14 protein-coding genes are annotated in these 18,049 nt (G+C 32.8%); 7 read left to right on the top strand and 7 right to left on the bottom strand.

Annotated elements, in window-relative coordinates:
• Positions 1-6 precede the first annotated feature (6 nt).
• Positions 7-570: a peptide deformylase gene (def, locus tag AC37UB_RS06810; RefSeq protein ID WP_071457433.1), complete on the bottom strand. Its 564-nt coding sequence runs from the start codon at positions 568-570 to the stop codon at positions 7-9.
• 231 nt (positions 571-801) lie between these two features.
• Here def and gnd point away from each other — a divergent pair, with 231 nt between their 5' ends.
• The 3 genes from gnd (at position 802) to pnp (ending at position 4,971) form a co-directional block, all read left to right on the top strand.
• The gene (gnd, locus tag AC37UB_RS06805; RefSeq protein ID WP_490685499.1) at positions 802-2,223 is read left to right on the top strand and encodes an NADP-dependent phosphogluconate dehydrogenase; all 1,422 of its coding nucleotides are present in this window, start codon (positions 802-804) and stop codon (positions 2,221-2,223) included.
• Between the two features lie 153 nt (positions 2,224-2,376).
• Positions 2,377-2,646 (top strand): 30S ribosomal protein S15, encoded by a 270-nt coding sequence (gene rpsO, locus AC37UB_RS06800; RefSeq protein ID WP_071457431.1) that lies wholly within the window; start codon positions 2,377-2,379, stop codon positions 2,644-2,646.
• A gap of 159 nt (positions 2,647-2,805) precedes the next feature.
• Positions 2,806-4,971 (top strand): polyribonucleotide nucleotidyltransferase, encoded by a 2,166-nt coding sequence (gene pnp, locus AC37UB_RS06795; protein ID WP_117973239.1) that lies wholly within the window; start codon positions 2,806-2,808, stop codon positions 4,969-4,971.
• A 48-nt stretch (positions 4,972-5,019) separates the two neighbouring features.
• Here the strand turns inward: pnp and treR are convergent, their stop codons facing one another.
• Positions 5,020-5,742 carry a trehalose operon repressor gene (gene treR, locus AC37UB_RS06790; RefSeq protein WP_117973238.1) on the bottom strand — a complete coding sequence of 241 codons (723 nt, stop codon included), beginning with the start codon at positions 5,740-5,742 and terminating at the stop codon, positions 5,020-5,022.
• 310 nt (positions 5,743-6,052) lie between these two features.
• Here treR and treP point away from each other — a divergent pair, with 310 nt between their 5' ends.
• Together treP and treC are read left to right on the top strand one after the other, a co-directional pair.
• The gene (gene treP, locus AC37UB_RS06785) at positions 6,053-8,014 is read left to right on the top strand and encodes a PTS system trehalose-specific EIIBC component (protein ID WP_117973237.1); all 1,962 of its coding nucleotides are present in this window, start codon (positions 6,053-6,055) and stop codon (positions 8,012-8,014) included.
• Between the two features lie 17 nt (positions 8,015-8,031).
• The gene (gene treC, locus AC37UB_RS06780) at positions 8,032-9,657 is read left to right on the top strand and encodes an alpha,alpha-phosphotrehalase (RefSeq protein WP_117973236.1); all 1,626 of its coding nucleotides are present in this window, start codon (positions 8,032-8,034) and stop codon (positions 9,655-9,657) included.
• Between the two features lie 42 nt (positions 9,658-9,699).
• On the opposite strand, the gene AC37UB_RS06775 is transcribed toward treC, so the two are convergent.
• Positions 9,700-10,650: an AEC family transporter gene (locus tag AC37UB_RS06775; RefSeq protein ID WP_490685498.1), complete on the bottom strand. Its 951-nt coding sequence runs from the start codon at positions 10,648-10,650 to the stop codon at positions 9,700-9,702.
• Positions 10,651-10,839: 189 nt separating this feature from the next.
• Between AC37UB_RS06775 and AC37UB_RS06770 the strand changes: the two genes are divergently transcribed.
• Positions 10,840-12,636: a heavy metal translocating P-type ATPase gene (locus AC37UB_RS06770; RefSeq protein WP_117973234.1), complete on the top strand. Its 1,797-nt coding sequence runs from the start codon at positions 10,840-10,842 to the stop codon at positions 12,634-12,636.
• 44 nt (positions 12,637-12,680) lie between these two features.
• Here the strand turns inward: AC37UB_RS06770 and AC37UB_RS06765 are convergent, their stop codons facing one another.
• From AC37UB_RS06765 to AC37UB_RS06755, 3 genes are all read right to left on the bottom strand, one after another.
• Positions 12,681-13,463: a PHP domain-containing protein gene (locus AC37UB_RS06765; RefSeq protein ID WP_490685497.1), complete on the bottom strand. Its 783-nt coding sequence runs from the start codon at positions 13,461-13,463 to the stop codon at positions 12,681-12,683.
• 64 nt (positions 13,464-13,527) lie between these two features.
• On the bottom strand, positions 13,528-14,706 hold the full coding sequence (locus AC37UB_RS06760) for a GGDEF domain-containing protein (protein ID WP_117973232.1): 1,179 nt from the start codon (positions 14,704-14,706) through the stop codon (positions 13,528-13,530).
• An 11-nt stretch (positions 14,707-14,717) separates the two neighbouring features.
• Positions 14,718-16,223 (bottom strand): AcpB/EbpR/MafR family transcriptional regulator, encoded by a 1,506-nt coding sequence (locus AC37UB_RS06755; RefSeq protein WP_117973231.1) that lies wholly within the window; start codon positions 16,221-16,223, stop codon positions 14,718-14,720.
• Between the two features lie 255 nt (positions 16,224-16,478).
• Between AC37UB_RS06755 and AC37UB_RS06750 the strand changes: the two genes are divergently transcribed.
• A complete protein-coding gene (locus AC37UB_RS06750; RefSeq protein ID WP_490685496.1) occupies positions 16,479-17,180 on the top strand; it encodes a zinc metallopeptidase in 702 nt (233 codons plus the stop codon).
• Here the strand turns inward: AC37UB_RS06750 and AC37UB_RS06745 are convergent.
• A complete protein-coding gene (locus AC37UB_RS06745; RefSeq protein ID WP_117973229.1) occupies positions 17,177-18,037 on the bottom strand; it encodes a helix-turn-helix domain-containing protein in 861 nt (286 codons plus the stop codon). The genes AC37UB_RS06750 and AC37UB_RS06745 overlap by 4 nt on opposite strands.
• Between the last annotated feature and the right edge of the window lie 12 nt (positions 18,038-18,049).

Raw genomic sequence — 18,049 nt, 5'->3', positions numbered from 1 at the left:
AGTTTTTTATTGGATAAAAATCACATCATCTGGTGCATAATTTGGATGCTCTTCATTAATATGATCATAGAACATAATACCATTGATATGATCAATCTCATGTTGTACCACAATGGCCATGTAATTTTTCAAACGAATTTTATGTTCTTCACCATTTATATCATGATAAGTAACTGTAATTCGTGCATTTCTAATAACGTAACCTGGCACTGGTCTGTCAACAGATAAACAACCTTCTCCTTCTTCAAGAGCAGCTTGTTGAACTGAGTGACTCACTATTTTGGGATTGTACATGACAGTGCTTAAAAGTGGTTCAGTATCTTCTTCTGACTGACTAGGAATTTCAATTGCAATAATGCGTTTTGAAATATTTAATTGTGGTGCGGCAAGTCCAACACCACCACGTAGTTTGTATTTTTCTGCAAGTTCTGGGTCTTGACTGTTTTTTAAAAACTCTTGCATACGTTTACCTAGTTCAATATCTTCTTCTGATAAAGGTAACTCAACTTCTTTGGCAACTTCACGAAGGGTAGGATGCCCCTCACGGATAATATCATCCATTGTAATCATCAATATCCCTTCCTTTCTATTCTAATATAGTACTTTTCATTTTACCATAAAATGAAAACCTTGAGAAATAAATAAATCGCTTAAACCCTTAATAAATGTTATTTTTACTTATTTTAATTTGGTAATAGAACGATGAAAACTTTCATATTTTTCTAAGAAACTAAATCAGTTATGTTATTATTTTAAAGGATTTATAACTAATGGAAAAAGCTACAGGAGGCAATTGATTAAATGAGTAAGCAGCAGTTTGGTATGGTCGGATTAGGTGTTATGGGAAAAAATTTGGCTTTAAATAGTGAAGGGAAAGGATATAGCGTGTCCGTTTACAGTCATTTTTATCATGAAACAGATGAGTTTTTAAAAAATCATCCAGAAAAAAACATTAAAGGATTTGAAACAATTGACTCTTTTATTGAATCAATTGAAACACCTCGAAAAATAATGCTGATGGTAACTGCTGGAAAGATAACAGATACTATCATTGAGCAGTTAGTACCTTATTTAGATAAAGATGATGTACTGATTGATGGAGGAAATACTCATTATACTGATACACTCAGACGAAGTAATTACTTGAAAGGGTTTGGAATTAAGTTTGTAGGTTCAGGTGTGTCTGGTGGAGAAGAGGGGGCACTAAACGGGCCATCACTCATGCCAGGTGGTCAACGTGAAGCATATGATTTAATTAAACCTTTGTTTGAAGATATCGCAGCTAAAGCTCATGATGGAAAACCTTGTGTGTCTTATATTGGACCAGACGGGGCTGGACATTTTGTTAAAATGGTTCATAACGGTATTGAGTATGGTGATATGCAGCTGATTGCTGAAAGTTATGATATTTTATCTAAAGGATTGGGTCTTAATATAGAAGAAATTTCTCAAATTTTTAATTCTTGGAATGATGGCGAACTAAACAGCTACTTAATGACGATTACATCTGAATTATTAATGAGGAAAGATGATTTAGACACGCAAGATTACATCGTCACACACATACTAGATAAAGCAGGCAATAAAGGAACTGGGAAATGGACCAGTCAGAATGCACTTGATTTAGGTGTCCCATTACCTCTTGTAACAGAAGCAGTTTTTGCTAGATTTATGTCAGCTTTAAAAGAAGAGCGATGCGAGGCAAGTCGTATTTTACCAGGACCAGATGCTGATATAGACATAGATAAAAACGTCATGATAGAAAAAGTCAGAAGAGCCTTATATTTTAGTAAGATTATGAGTTACGCACAAGGATTCTCACAAATGATGATGGCAAGTAATGAATACAATTGGTCATTAAACTATGGAGAAATCGCTCAAATATTTCGTGAGGGCTGTATTATACGTGCACAATTTTTACAAAAAATCACAGATGCTTATGAAAAGAATCCAACACTAAAAAATCTAATGTTAGATGACTACTTTTTAAGTATTGTATCAGAATACCAACGTGATATAAGAGAAGTTGTTTCTTTAGCAGTTAAACTAGGTGTACCAGTACCAAGCCTGTCTTCGGCGATTTCTTATTATGATTCATACCGCTCAAAAGACTTACCAGCCAACATTATTCAAGCACAAAGAGATTATTTTGGTGCACATACTTACGAGCGAAAAGATAGAGACGGAATATTTCATTATGATTGGTACAAAAAAGATAAATAAAACGAGAATTAAGTGTATGAAACAGTTGCTTTTATGCTAAAAATCATGTAAAGTACCATTGTGTGATAAATCGTCACATGCCTATTACTTGGTACATCGAATCACCAACGATATACTCAGTTTTGGGGAAATAATATAGAAGAGGTGAAAGACATGGCAATTTCAAAAGAACGCAAGAACGAAATCATTAAAGAATACGCACGTCACGAAGGAGATACTGGTTCTCCAGAAGTACAAATCGCTGTTTTAACTGCAGAAATTAATGCATTAAACGAGCATGCACACGTGCATAAAAAAGACCACCATTCATACCGTGGATTAATGAAAAAAGTTGGTCACCGTCGTAACTTATTAGCTTACTTACGTAAAAATGATGTTCAACGTTACCGTGAATTAATCAAACGTTTAGGCTTACGTCGTTAATCAATTGAGTCAAAAATAGGAGGATAAGTGAGGTCGTTTTGATCTCGCTTTTCTTTTAATAAAAAACCGAGGATGAGCTGATTGTCTACTATGCAAATATGAGTTTTCTTAAATTTTTGAGATGATTGATATTTGTTTAGTAGTCTGTTCACCTCGAGTATGCAAAGGAGAAAAATTATAGTGCATAGTGAAAAACGTGTTTTTGAAACAACTTGGGGAGGCCGTCCATTATCTGTTGAAATCGGACAATTAGCCAAGCAAGCAAATGGAGCAGTTTTAGTAAGATATGGTGACACGGTGGTATTAAGTGTCGCTGTAGCTTCAAAACAAGCGAAAGATGTTGATTTTTTCCCACTAACAGTTAATTATGAAGAAAAAATGTATGCTGTTGGAAAAGTACCAGGAGGATTCATTAAACGTGAAGGCCGTCCAAGTGAAACAGCAACATTAACTGCTCGTTTAATTGATAGACCAATCCGTCCAATGTTTGCTGAAGGATTCCGTAATGAAGTTCAAATTACGAACACTGTTATGAGTGTTGAGCAAGATTGCTCACCTGAAATGGCAGCAATGTTAGGCTCATCTTTAGCTCTATGTGTATCTGATATTCCATTTAATGGCCCAATTGCTGGTGTTGAAGTTGGTTTTGTTGACGGTGAGTATGTTATCAACCCAACTGTTGAACAAGCAGAACAAACAACGATTGAATTATCAGTAGCTGGAACAAAAGATGCGATTAACATGGTTGAAAGTGGTGCAAAAGAAGTATCTGAGGAAGATATGTTAGGTGCACTGTTATTTGGTCATGAAGAAATCAAACGTTTAGTGGCTTTCCAAGAAGAAATTGCCAATGAAATTGGCAAAGAAAAAATGGAAATCGAGTTATTACAAGTTGACGCTGAGCTAGAAAAAGAAATCAATGATACATATATGCCTCGTATGACACAAGCCATTCAAACAGAAGAAAAATTAGCTCGTGAAGACAATATTTCAGCTTTAAAAGATGAAGTGATTGCTGTTTACGAAGAAAAATTTGCTGAAGACGAAGAGTCTGCTAAATGGATGAAAGAAGTACGTCAAATTTTAGAAGACATGGAAAAAAATGAAGTTCGTCGTCTGATTACAGTTGAAAAAGTCCGTCCTGATGGTCGTAAAATTGACGAAATCCGTCCGTTATCATCAGAAGTTGGTATTCTACCACGTGTTCATGGTTCTGGATTATTTACTCGTGGGCAAACACAAGCTTTATCAGTTTGTACATTAGCACCACTTGGCGAACATCAAATTATTGATGGATTAGGTGTGGAAGAAAGTAAACGATTCATCCATCACTATAACTTCCCACAATACTCAGTTGGTTCAACTGGACCAATGAGATCACCAGGTCGTCGTGAAATCGGACATGGTGCATTAGGTGAACGTGCGATGGCACAAGTTATTCCAAATGAACAAGAATTTCCATATATGATTCGTGTGGTTTCAGAGGTATTAGAATCAAATGGATCTTCTTCTCAAGCAAGTATCTGTGCAGGAATTTTAGCCTTAATGGATGCTGGTGTTCCAATCAAAGCACCTGTTGCGGGTATTGCAATGGGACTTGTAATGGATGGGGATAACTACACTATCTTAACAGATATACAAGGTATGGAAGACCACTTGGGTGACATGGACTTTAAAGTTGCCGGAACAAAAGATGGTATTACAGCATTACAAATGGATATTAAAATCGAAGGAATTACAGAGGCTATCTTAACAGAAGCTCTAACTCAAGCGAAAAAAGCACGTATGGAAATTCTAGCTGAATTGACATCAACAATTGCTGAACCTCGTAAAGAGTTAAGTAAATATGCTCCTAAGATTGAAATGATTCAAATCAAACCTGAAAAAATTAAAGATGTTATCGGTAAAGGTGGCGAAACCATCAATAAAATTATCGAAGAAACTGATGTTAAAATTGATATCGATCAAGATGGTAATGTAAGTATTGCCCATCAAGATCAAGATAAAATCAACCGTGCGATTGAAATCATTAAAGACTTAGTTCGTGAAGTTGAAGTGGGACAAGTATACTTAGCTAAAGTTGTAAGAATTGAAAAATTCGGTGCTTTTGTTAACTTATTTAAAGGAAAAGATGCGTTAGTGCATATTTCTCAATTCTCACATGAACGTGTGAATAAAGTAGAAGATGTGGTTAAATTAGGCGATGAAATCCTTGTGAAAGTGACAGAAATTGACCGTCAAGGACGCGTTAATGCTTCACGTAAAGCAATGATTGAAAAACCTAAAGAAGAGAAAAAAGAAGAAACAAAAGAAAAATCTGAATAAAACCCAAAATCACCCATTAGAGTTATCTAGTGGGTGATTTTTGATTTGTTATATAGTTGAGGGATTTCTTCTAGCAAAGTCATAAAATAAAAATTTGTCCACACGATGCCTGCTGTCTGTATATTGAAATTGTTCTGCATTAGCTAAAAAGACGCGACTTTGAATGGAAACAATATTGGTATCTTGAGGATTTAAATCAAGGTATTGTTTTTCTTCTTGATTTAATTTCACTACGCGAATTTCTTTTTCCGCAAATGAAATTTGTAAATTTAAGTCTTTCTCGATGTGTTTATAAATAGAGTCTTCACCGATTTCTTTTGTGAGAGTAGGAATAAATCGACATAAAAGATAGTCCGTATCTAAAATAATTTTTTGTTTATCAATTTCACGAGTTCGAATCATTTTCCATGCTTGTTCTCCTACAGAAAATCCAGTGAGTGATTCAAGTTTTTTGTCAATAATGATTTTTTCTAAGAAAATAACGTTCGTAATACTTTGATAACCATAAGCATTTTGCAATTCTTTATAGCTTGTTAATCCAGATATAGGAAATCTTAACTGTTCTCGTTTTAAAACAAGCGACCCTTTTCCATGTATTTTTTGAATATAACCGTTAGTCATAAGAAGATTTAATGCTTTTCTTATAGTATCTCTAGATACTTTAAATTGTTTCACGTATTGATTTTCACTAGGTAAATAATCTCCAGGTAAAAATTCTCCTCTTAAAATACTATTTTCTATTGATTGGTAAATAACCTCATATGCTTTCATTCCTATTTTCCCCTTCAATTAAACTTGTATGAACAACTATACAAGTTAGTATAAAAGAAAAAAATAAAAGCGTTTTAATTATGAAAGAATTTTAATAAATCAATCATTAAATTGATAGCTTGTTAGTATTTGACTATACAAGTGTACAGTTATAGTGAAAATAAGCTATTTTATTAGATTTTTTATGACAAAATGATGTGAATTGGAATAATGAAAAATAAATAAAATGTGTTAGCGCTTTACAAAGTGGTGAGGAGGGTGTATATTTTATTTAAGATAACTTGTATGTACAAGTGAAAGGAGAAAGAAGATGGGAAAATTTAATCAAGATGCATTATTATTACTAGACTATGTTGGTGGTAAAGAAAATATTGCCGCAGTCACACATTGTGCCACACGTATGAGGTTTGTGTTAAACGATCCATCAAAAGCACAGGAAGATAAGATTGAAGATATTTCTTGTGTGAGAGGGATTTTTACAAATGCTGGACAGTTCCAAGTCATTATTGGGAATGAAGTACCAACATTTTATCAAGAATTTATGTCTATTTCAGGTATTCAAGGTGGAACAAAAGAGGAAATTAAATCAGCAGCAAAACAAAATCAAAACATGCTACAACGTGCAGTAACTGTTCTAGCGGAAATTTTTACGCCATTATTGCCAGCAATTATTGTTGGAGGATTAATTTTAGGTTTTAGAAATATTTTAGAAGCTGTTCCGATGGGATTTTTAAATGGTAAAACGATTACAGAGTCATCTACTTTTTGGAATGGAGTTAATGGATTTTTATGGTTACCAGGTGAAGCAATTTTCCATTTCTTACCAGTAGGAATTACATGGAGTATTGCTAAAAAAATGAAAGGAACTGAAATATTAGGGATTGTTTTAGGGATTACATTGGTTTCTCCACAACTTTTAAATGCCTATGCAGTAAACTCAACAAGTGCGGCAGATATTGCAGCTAATTGGAGTTGGGATTTTGGTTTCTTTACAATGGATAAAATTGGGTATCAAGCACAAGTTATTCCAGCGATGTTAGCAGGATTTATGTTAGTATATCTGGAACGATTTTTAAGAAAACATATTCCAGAAGCTGTTTCAATGATATTTGTTCCGTTTTTTGCTTTATTACCAACTATTTTAGCAGCTCATTTAATTTTAGGGCCAATTGGTTGGAAAATAGGTTCAGCTATTTCAACAGTGGTTAATACAGGTTTAACATCATCATTAAATTGGCTGTTTGCAGCGGTGTTTGGTACTTTTTATGCCCCACTTGTTATTACAGGATTACACCATACAACCTTAGCAATTGATCAACAACTAGTAGCAGATTTTGGGTCAACCAATCTTTGGCCAATGATTTGTTTATCAAATATTGCTCAAGGAGCAGCTGTTTTAGCTGTTGTTTATGCTCATAGAGGAAATAAAAAAGAAGAACAAGTATCTGTTCCATCAGTTATTTCAGCTTGGTTAGGTGTAACAGAACCTGCGATGTTTGGGATTAATTTAAAATATATGTACCCATTTGTTGCGGCAATGATTGGTAGTGGAATTGCTGGTTTGTTTGTGACGTTATTTGGTGTTAGAGCCCTATCAATTGGAGTGGGTGGATTACCAGGTATTTTAGCGATTGTGCCAAAATATTACGGTGTATTCTTTATCGGAATGATCATCGCTGTGGCAGTCCCATTCGTCTTAACCTTGTTCTTTAGAAGAGCAGGTATTTTTAATCAGTTGGATAGAGTAGGAGAAGCAATTTCGCCAATAGACGTTAGTTTAAGTGGGCCGATTGCTCCTGAAAAAGTAGTCAGTGAAGTCGTAACAGTTTATGCGCCATTGGTAGGAGATATGGCACCAATTACTGAATCAAAAGATCCAGTATTCTCACAAGGTACGATGGGACAAGGTGTTGTGATTGAACCAAGTGAAGGTCATGTTTATGCTCCAATGAATGGAACGATTAGTTTAGTCTTTCCAAGTAAACATGCCATTGGGATTACAGATGATCATGGAATCGACATGTTAATTCATGTTGGATTAGATACTGTCAATTTAAACGGTCAATATTTTGAAACACATGTCAAACAAGGTGATAGAGTGACTGTCGGTGATTTATTATTAGATTTTGATATTGAGGGCATTAAAGAATCAGGATTCTTAACCCAAACACAAATTGTGATTACAAATTCAGATAGTTATCAAGCAGATCCAATTATAAAAGAGGGTCAAGTAAATAAAAACACAAGTATTTTACAAGTAAAATCGATTTAGTAAAGGAAGTGGCGTCATTGAGTTTTAAGGATAAAGTAATTTATCAAATTTATCCAAAATCATTTTATGATAAAAATGGTGATGGAGTGGGTGATTTACAAGGTATTATTGAAAAATTACCCTATCTAGAAACGTTAGGAATAGATATGATTTGGTTAAACCCTATTTATCCAAGTCCACAAAAGGATAATGGCTATGACATTTCCAATTACATTGCGATTGATCCTGTTTTTGGAACAGAAAATGATTTTAAAGAATTAGTAAAAAAAGCACGTGAACGAAATATAGAAATCATGCTTGATATGGTACTAAATCATGTTTCAATTGAGCATGAATGGTTTAAAAAAGCAGTGAATGGTGATGCCTATTATCAAGATTTCTTTATATTAAGAAGTGAGCCGACAAATTGGGAGTCAAAATTTGGTGGAAATGCCTGGTCGCGATTTGGTCAGACCGATGATTACTTTTTACATTTATATGATAAAACACAAGCTGATTTAAATTGGCGAAATCCAAATGTTAGAAAAGAATTATATAAAGTCGTTGATTTTTGGACAAATCTAGGTGTAAAAGGGTTACGATTTGATGTTATTAATGTTATTGGAAAAGATGATGTATTAAAAGATGCGACTGATATGATTGGAAAAGCTGAGTACACGGACAAACCAATTGCCCACACGTTTATTCATGAAATGAATCGTGAGACATTTGGAAAAGACCCATCAATCATTACAGTGGGTGAGATGAGTTCAACTACCATTGAAAATGGTATTTTATATACTGCCCCTGAAAGAGAAGAGTTAAGTATGATTTTTAATTTTCACCATTTGAAAGTTGATTATAAGGATGGAAAAAAATGGACTATCATGCCATATAATTTTAACGAACTAAAATCAACGCTTCATGAATGGGGAACAGGAATGAGTAAAGGTAATGGTTGGAATGCCTTGTTTTGGAATAATCATGATCAACCGCGCGCTATTAATCGTTTTGTTGATTGGGAACATTATCGTGTACGTGGATCCAAAATGTTAGCAGCAGCGATTCATTTAAACCGAGGGACACCTTATGTTTATATGGGAGAAGAAATTGGTATGCTAGATCCTCAATTTGATAAGTTGACTTCTTATCAAGATGTTGAAACCCATAATGCGTATACTCAGTTATTAGAAGATGGATTGAGTCATGATGAAGCCATCGAGGTCATTCAACATAAGTCTAGAGATAACTCTAGAACACCTGTGCAGTGGGATAGTACGGACTATGCTGGATTTAGCAAACAAGAGCCCTGGTTATCTATAGGTAAATATGATGATATTACAGTTGAAAATGAATTAAAAAATGGCACTATCTTTTCCTTTTACCAACAACTGATTCAATTAAGGAAAGAATATCAGGTTATCTCAATGGGAAATTATGAACCATTTGAGGTTGAAAATAGTCGTATTTATGGATACATTCGTCGCTACGAAACGGATTCATTGCTTGTGCTAAATAATTTTTCTGATGCCCCAATTAACGTGACTATTCCAGATGAATTTCTTTCTGGAAATATTTTAATTAATAATGTGGCATGTGAAACAATAGAAAAAGAGTTAGATATTCAGCCCTATCAATCTTTAGCGATATACGTACAAAAATAATAAAAAACCAGTTACTTATAATAAAAGTAGCTGGTTTTTTGATTAAAAAAAGATAGATACTAACTTCATTAAGATAGGAAATGCTAAAAGATAAGCAAATAAAGAATAGGTTAATGAGGCATCTGTAAAACTGACATCTATTTGTTTTTCGCCAGCTAGTATTGCTACAGTATTTGACACAGGAATACTAAATTGAATCAAATAAATTGCACCCGCTATTGGAGGAAGATGAAAGAAAGTTGCTAGTAGTATGACTACTAATGGGGAAACGACAAAACGCCCTACTAAAATTCCAACAGTTTCTTTTGAAAAAGTTAAATTTTTTATTCCGGTTTCATAGATGGTTGTCCCAATGTATAGCATTGCCAAGGTAGAAGTTGTTTCCCCAATATAGCCAAATAAAGAGGTAGCGATTGAAGGAATTGGAATATTAAAGTAAACAAACATACTGGCGATTAAAAAGGCTATTATTGGAGGACTGCATAATTCTTTTACTGTTCGTTTGATATCAAAAGCATTATGTTTACTCGAGGTAAGATTACTATCTTGGTTAAGTAACATCACGCCAATTGTCCAAGTAGATACGCTAGTCACAATATAAGCTAATAAAGCATAAGGTAGACCTTTATCACCGTATAAGCCTAAAATAATTGGTAAACCAATAAATGCTGCACTAGGAGATGAAAAGCACAGAGTAAAGGCTCCAATTTGATGTTTAGCAATGTTTAATAGGTGGGCAATCAAATATCCGATAACAAATACTAAACTAATCGTTAATACTGGAAAAAAGGAGTCTTTGAATAATAAAAGGAGTCTTTGTTTGGTAAAATCACGAGTGATACGAAGAAATATTTCTAAAGGTAAGGCAAAATTAATAACGAAAAATGATAAGGCTGTTCCAACTTGTTTGGTAAAAATTCCCTTTTTTGATAGAAAATAACCTAATGAGATAATGATGAATAGAACGAGAATGGTTGAATAGCTTGTTAACATTGTGTCACTTCCTTTTTATAGTCAGTCGTTATTGTATAAGAAAATTATCACTCAATCACTAAAAAAATAAGAAGATTCTATGGCTTTTCAACACTTAAATGATTACTTTTCTCATTTAAGTATTATTTTTATTTGATTAAAGACATTAGTGATAAAATATGATAAAAGACTAATGATAGGAGAATTAATATGACAAATTTGAGGAAGTTTTTATTAACTATTTTTGCAGGTGTCATAGCGTTGATTGCTGAATTTGTATGTCATCAGTCTATGGTAGCATATTGGATTGTTATAGTTATTGGTGGTATGACAACTATTTCTATGTTTATTGGCATGATTAAAACCCTAAAATCAGGAAAATATGGTGTGGATATTTTAGCTATTACTGCTATTGTTGCTACTCTGGCCGTTGGACAATATTGGGCAAGTTTAATGGTTTTAGTGATGTTAACTGGTGGGGATAGTTTGGAAGATTATGCAGCAGGTCAAGCTGGGAAAGAACTAAAAACACTACTTAATAATACCCCTCAAATTGCTCATAAAGTAGAAAATAATAAGTTGGTAGATTACCGTGTGGAAGAAGTGAAGATAGGGGATGTGATTTTAGTAAAACCTGGAGAAATTGTTCCAGTAGATGGAACAATTATTGAGGGAATCTCTTCTTTTGATGAATCCTCATTGACGGGTGAGTCAAGACCCATTGAAAAAAAAGTGAATGATAGTGTCATGTCGGGTTCTGTTAATGGGGATGTGGCAATTAAATTTAAAGTGACAAAGATTGCTGCTGATAGTCAGTATCAAACGATTGTAAAATTAGTCAAAGAATCTGAATCTAAGCCAGCAAATTTTGTTCGTTTGGCTGATAGATATGCTGTTCCTTTTACAATTATTTCTTATTTAATTGGTGGTGTAGCATGGTTTATTTCAAAAGATCCTGTAAGATTTGCTCAAGTATTGGTTGTTGCGTCACCTTGTCCATTGATTTTAGCAGCACCTATAGCACTTGTAGCAGGTATGAGTCGATCAAGTCGACATGGCGTTGTAGTTAAAACAGGAACAACAATTGAAAAATTATCTGATGCGCAAAGTATTGCTTTTGATAAAACTGGAACGTTAACCGAAGGGAGTTTAGATGTTTATAGGATTACAAGTATTAAAGACACTTTATCAGATAAAGCACTGATTCAATTGGCAGCGAGTATCGAACAAGAATCAACTCATATCTTAGCACGTTCTTTAGTATTATATGCTCTATCACAGGGAATTGATTTGTTGGATGTGACAGAATTGAAAGAAGTGACGGGTGAAGGTGTACAAGGAAAGATAAAGGATCAATTAGTTAAAGTGGGAAAAGCTAACTATGTAGCTGACACTATACACTCTACAACTGAGAATACAGCAGTTTATGTATCTATTGATGATAAATACGTTGGAAACATCGAATTTGAAGATATTGTTCGGCCTGAATCACAAAAAACAATTAAACGATTAAGACAATTAGGCATCAATCGTATTTTAATGATTACAGGAGATAATCTACAAACAGCAAAAAAAATTGGGGATAACGTGGGTATCACAGAAATTCATGCAAAATGTTTACCACAAGAAAAAATAGACATCATTAAAGAATTAACGCAAACCAATTCTCCAGCTATTATGGTAGGAGATGGGATGAATGATGCACCAGCTCTTGCAATGGCAGATGTTGGAATAGCAATGGGAGCTCATGGTTCAAGCGCTGCTAGTGAAAGTGCAGATGCTGTTATTTTAAAAGATGATTTGTCCAAAGTGACAGATGCGATAGACATATCCAAAAACACAATGAGGATAGCAAAGCAATCAGTGTTGATTGGTATTTTTATTTGTGTTATCTTGATGCTTATTGCTAGTTTAGGAATTATTCCGACACTAATCGGTGCCATGTTGCAAGAAGTAGTGGATACTGTGTCTATTTTATCAGCATTAAGATCAAGAAAAGATAAATAGAAGAAACGGCAAACATTCATATGGTTCTTGAGTGTTTGCCGTTTTTATATGTTTACCATAATTAGTTGTTGCTTTTGATAGACAGCTAATTCAAAGATGCCGTTTTTAATTAATAAGTTTTTCATTTCTTTAAATCCTAATTCATAATCTTTTGCAACATGGGCGTCAGATCCTAAAGTGAATAATTTTCCTCCTAAAGAGATGTATAAAGGAATCGCATATTCATAAAGCTCTTTGTTACCATACTTGATAAAACTTTTAGCATTTAGTTCAAAGGCAATATTTTTTTCTATGATGTTTTTAAAAATATTAACTAAATAAGGTTCAGCTATTAGTCTAAACTCATTAACGGATAAATTAAGTCGCCTCACACCATAATCAAAGTGTGTCAAGATATTACCAAATTTAGCTGATTTAACAGCATCTAACATTCTAGAATAGTAATCACTGATTAAAACATCTGTATCTAATGTTAAAACATCGTCATCCATATAATCAAATACGCCATTTTGGTGAATACTAAGTAAAATAACGTCGTATTCTTTGCCTTTTAGAAAATCGTTAAGTAATGTAGCTTGAGTATTGACATAACCTATTTCTATTCCTTTGAGAAGATTGGTATGAGTGTTAAGAGACAGGCGGTTAATTTCTTCATTGTATAGGTGGTAATCAGGAATACTGTCTTTGCCATTGACACAGGGGTTCTTTAAATCTAGGTGTTCAGTTGTAACGAAAAAGTCAGGTGAGTAAGTGTTTAAATAATTTTCAAATGATTCTTCCGAGTCAAATGAATGATGAGTATGTAAATGTTGGTCATAATAATTCATACAATTTCCCTCTTTTAAGTTAATATAAAAGCTTTAAAATTGGAGTACCCATTTTTAAAGCTTTTTAAATAGTTCGATAAGTTGTAACGAGTTGGTTTTTTCCAATTTTTTTTGCTTTATAAAGCATGCTATCAGCTAATTTGAACATATCTTCAGTACTAAAATTTTTATTTTTAATACTTGTTTTTTTAATAATAGCTAAACCACAAGATAGTTCTATTGGAATCGTTAAGTTTTCATAAATACAAGGAGTTTGGTTTATTTGTATTAATTTTTTTTCGATAAACTCTTCAGGCTGAATTATAGGTGATTTAAAGATCATCGCGAATTCATCTCCTCCGATTCGACAAATTCTAGGAGATTCTAAAGATGGCTTATCTAGTGTTAATAGATTAGCAATATGAATTAAAACCTGGTCTCCAGCTAAGTGACCATGGTGATCGTTGATTTGTTTAAAATTATCAATATCTAATATGGCAACTCCACAAGTTGCTTGGTTCATAATTAAATCATGGTAAACATGATCTAAGAAAAAATAGAATGATTCTTTATTGTATAACTTTGTAAGATGGTCATAAATTGATGACGTTCGATAAACATGAATTGTTTTGGAAATTGAGATAGATGAATCAATTAACCATGCTGTAAATAAAAAGACTAATGAAAAAATCATAATGTATGATAAAACATTAATTAATACTTTAATCGACGTAGGTGGAGAAAAAAGGATACAAGATGTCCCTAATCGAATTGACAAGGCTACGACAAGAAAAATTAATACTGATTTTTTTTGTGAAAAATGTTGTTTCTTTATGATAGTAGCTAAAATAACGAGTGAAATAGTCAGAAAAATATTATTAAAAATTTCATACATATGTGCACTTCTAAGGCTGTATTGGATTAGTTTTAAAATAATCAGTGTGCCACCGTTAAATACTCCTATTAATGTTGAACCATAATAAATAGAAAAAAAGATGGGCAAATATCTAACATCAACGCTGATTCCACCATATAAAGGAACGGGTATTTTGTTTAATGAAATAAAAAAACAGAGTATGCCTACAATGATTCCTAAAAAAATCTGATGGTTTTTAGATAGCAAAAGGTGACCGGTATGATTCATAAAATCTGAATCAACTTGATTATCTGTCAAAGATTGTCTAACAGATAGGAAATAAAGAGTCAATGCAGTACTAACGATGATAGACAAGTTGATTAAAATAGCATTAACAAAATCTAACATGTATAAAACTCCTAGTAATAATTATTATTTAAGTAAGTGACTACTTTTTCATCTAGTTGATGAGTATTGTTAATTGCTCGCCGGATTGTCCCCCAATCGGAATTTGATGGAATATCATCAATAACAACTAATTTATCTTGCGGCAATATTTCAGAGTCAAATGTACTAATAATAATATCGTAAGATTGAAAATATTCTTTTGGAATATCATCAATAAAAATAACAGATTGTGTATATGCTTCAATGATAGCTTTGTTAACAAAGTTTTTTTGAATCATTTTAGATAAGAAGTCTGAATGGTCATACCCTAGGCTACTCATAACAAGAATTTTAGCTTTTTGTTTTTTATTTTCTAATAATGTTGGTAAGTCCGTCCATTGAATCATAATTGTACAAAGTACTTCATAAAAATAATCAGTATACCATGGGAAGTCAGTTGATTTTTCTAATTTGATTAATTCTTGTTCAATCACGAGTGCCATGGTAGGAAATAATTTTTTTATCGCTATAGCGTTATAAAATTTTTTATTAAAAATAATATAATTTGGATAGGGATAGATTGTATGTTTTAAATAAGTATGTTTCATTGAATTCTCAATTTTATCAGATAACTGATTGGTTAGAGTGAAATCAAACACATTTCGAATATTTTTCATTAAGTGCTTAATTTCTTTTGTAACGTGTAGATATTCCTCTTCAGAATGCCAATTAATTAAATGGTAATACAAGGAAAACATCAAATCATAGATGAGTTGATCGTTAATTAATAAGCCATAGTCTTTAGCAATATTAGCTAAGTCGTTTGCATTGCGATTGAGTGAGTGATACATCTCTTTTGTAAAGATATTTTTGTCATATCCTTCGATAAAAAATTCTTGGCTTTGACGAGTTAGTGATATGCAAAGAAGATAACTAATAAGTAGCAGGTCTTTTTCGGAGACCTCTTCATTAAAATACTCTACAATATCTTTCACAAATTGAATGGTTTTTTTCTTATCAGAAGGAAAAGGCCACTCATTAATTTGATATGCTTCGAAAAAATAATTTGTATAGAAAAATCGAACAAAAAACTCATCTTTCCCAATCACGCGACACGGTTTTTTTTCGAGAGTAAGTCCATATTTTTTTAATGATTTTGAAACATCCCCTGTGATTCTATACAAGGAAGATTCACTGATAAATAGCTTTTCACCCCATTTTTCTATACTAAGTGTGGTGTCAAAAAAAACAGATTCGATTAAACGAAAAGCTTCTGAATTTTTTAGGACGTATCGATAAACTACCTCAATATGACTACTGGGTTGTGTTTGTAAACGCACCCCATTTTTTTTAGATGTTTCAATGAGTAGATGTGGGTACCAATTTTCTTTTAAATAACTCACATCATTATTTATCGTTCTTAATGAGGCATTATTACTTTTTGCCAGTTCATTAGAGCTAATCCAATTAGAGACTTCATTAAGTTGTTCAAGTATGTGAAGTCGTCTCTGAGTGGGAGTATCTAGAAGTTCACGCATAGATGTATTCCTTTCATATGAGTTTTATTTATAATAGTCACGTGGTTATTAGGATTCAAAATAACCTTACCTTATAAAGATACCTTATTTTGTATAAAAAATCTACTTAACAAAAATACCCATGTAGAATATTAAGAATTTATTAAAACACTGTTAAGTAGAGGATTTCTACTACTAAATTTGATTTATTTTATAAATGTTTTTTATAAAATCTGTTACAATGTTATTGAGACAATAATAAGGGGGTATAGAAATATGTTTTATCCATTTTTTGATAGCACCTATATATTGGTGATTATTGGTATGTTATTATCAATGGTAGCATCTAGTTATGTGAATAGCACTTACCGAAAATTTGACAAAGTGATGAATAGAAAAGGGTACACAGCAACAGATGTTGCTCGTTTGATTTTACAAGACTCTGGTATCCATAATGTTGGTGTACAACAGATATCAGGAGACTTGACGGATAATTACAATTCAAGTACGAAAATACTTAGTTTATCACAAACTGTAGCAGATTCAAGGTCAGTTGCAGCGATTGGTGTCGCCGCCCATGAATGTGGACACGCTGTTCAAGATCAAAAACATTATGCTCCATTAAAATTAAGGATTGCGATGGTTCCAGTCGTTAACTTTGGCGCTAAACTATCTATTCCATTAATTTTAATTGGTGCCATATTTTTTAGTGCCACACCAGCATTAGTGACGATAGGGTTATGGTGTTTTGCTTTAACTTTTCTTTTTCAAGTTGTGACCTTACCGGTAGAGTTCAATGCTTCACGGCGAGCATTAGCTATATTGAGTGAAAATCATATTTTAGAAGATGATGAATTAGTTATGGCAAAAAAAGTACTAACGGCCGCTGCATTAACTTATGTCGCAGCAGCTGTAGCATCACTCTTACAAGTATTACGTCTATTTTTATTATTTGGAAATAATAATAATAGAAACTAGAGCGACAGTATCCATAAGTAACATAGCGTTAGTTCAGTCATATTTTTGAGAGAAATACCTGTTTGTTCCGAAAACTTATCAAGTTTATATTGTAAAGTATTTCGATGAGTATAGAGCTTCTTGGCACTGGAGGTAATATTACCTTTTTCATTCCATAATGTTTTAATCATTAGAATAGTATCTTTATCAAAAATAGTCGATGTGTATAATTTAGTCATTAAGGGGCTTTCCTTAATGGCTTTTTTGGTTAGATATTCTAATGCGACATCTTCAAAACTGAAAACATCATTTGGATGATAATTATAAACAAATTTATTAAAAATTATTTTTTCTTCTTTAAAATAGGTAATGAATTCTGGAGAGATCTGATAAAATTGACCAATAAAAGCTGTTGTTTGTATCAAAAATTCACTTTCCAAAGTTAGAAGCATAGCTTTAATATCTTGAAAAGAATAGGAAACAGAGGTTCGTTTTTCAATTAAAATAGCGGACGTTTCATCAATAAAAAACGAATCAACGATAGAATCAAATAGCTTTGACAAATGAGTAAGCCAAGATTTTTTATTAACTGAATCTTTTCTTATTTTAATCTGAATGATACGATAATAGTCAGGTGAAGTAGGGATTTCAGCTTGATTAAATAAATAATCATACCAAAGATGACCGCCAATTTTTTTTGTTAAGGGTTGTTTGATTAATAGTTCAGTTAGTAGGGTTTCTTCCCTAGGTGAGATGTCTTGTTTTGAAATGTAAAAGAATTCATTATCAATAGGAATTATCAACTTAGTTGATTCTTTGTGATACGCTGAGTTGAAATAACCATTAGGAAAAAGAGTTTGAAGTAGTTGTCTATTCAAATTAAATCATCC

The sequence above is a fragment of the Vagococcus changpingensis genome (assembly GCF_058211775.1).
Note: the sequence above shows the minus strand (reverse complement) of the source record. Positions and strands in the feature narration are given on the sequence as shown.

What these genes read in the sequence shown, in the direction of transcription:
- AC37UB_RS06775 (WP_490685498.1), bottom strand. Translation starts at nt 10,650, where the DNA reads ATGTTAACAAGCTATTCAACCATTCTCGTTCTATTCATCATTATCTCA.
- AC37UB_RS06755 (WP_117973231.1), bottom strand. Translation starts at nt 16,223, where the DNA reads ATGCGTGAACTTCTAGATACTCCCACTCAGAGACGACTTCACATACTT.
- treR (WP_117973238.1), bottom strand. Translation starts at nt 5,742, where the DNA reads ATGAAAGCATATGAGGTTATTTACCAATCAATAGAAAATAGTATTTTA.
- rpsO (WP_071457431.1), top strand. Translation starts at nt 2,377, where the DNA reads ATGGCAATTTCAAAAGAACGCAAGAACGAAATCATTAAAGAATACGCA.
- AC37UB_RS06770 (WP_117973234.1), top strand. Translation starts at nt 10,840, where the DNA reads ATGACAAATTTGAGGAAGTTTTTATTAACTATTTTTGCAGGTGTCATA.
- pnp (WP_117973239.1), top strand. Translation starts at nt 2,806, where the DNA reads ATGCAAAGGAGAAAAATTATAGTGCATAGTGAAAAACGTGTTTTTGAA.
- gnd (WP_490685499.1), top strand. Translation starts at nt 802, where the DNA reads ATGAGTAAGCAGCAGTTTGGTATGGTCGGATTAGGTGTTATGGGAAAA.
- AC37UB_RS06765 (WP_490685497.1), bottom strand. Translation starts at nt 13,463, where the DNA reads ATGAATTATTATGACCAACATTTACATACTCATCATTCATTTGACTCG.
- AC37UB_RS06750 (WP_490685496.1), top strand. Translation starts at nt 16,479, where the DNA reads ATGTTTTATCCATTTTTTGATAGCACCTATATATTGGTGATTATTGGT.
- def (WP_071457433.1), bottom strand. Translation starts at nt 570, where the DNA reads ATGATTACAATGGATGATATTATCCGTGAGGGGCATCCTACCCTTCGT.
- AC37UB_RS06760 (WP_117973232.1), bottom strand. Translation starts at nt 14,706, where the DNA reads ATGTTAGATTTTGTTAATGCTATTTTAATCAACTTGTCTATCATCGTT.
- treP (WP_117973237.1), top strand. Translation starts at nt 6,053, where the DNA reads ATGGGAAAATTTAATCAAGATGCATTATTATTACTAGACTATGTTGGT.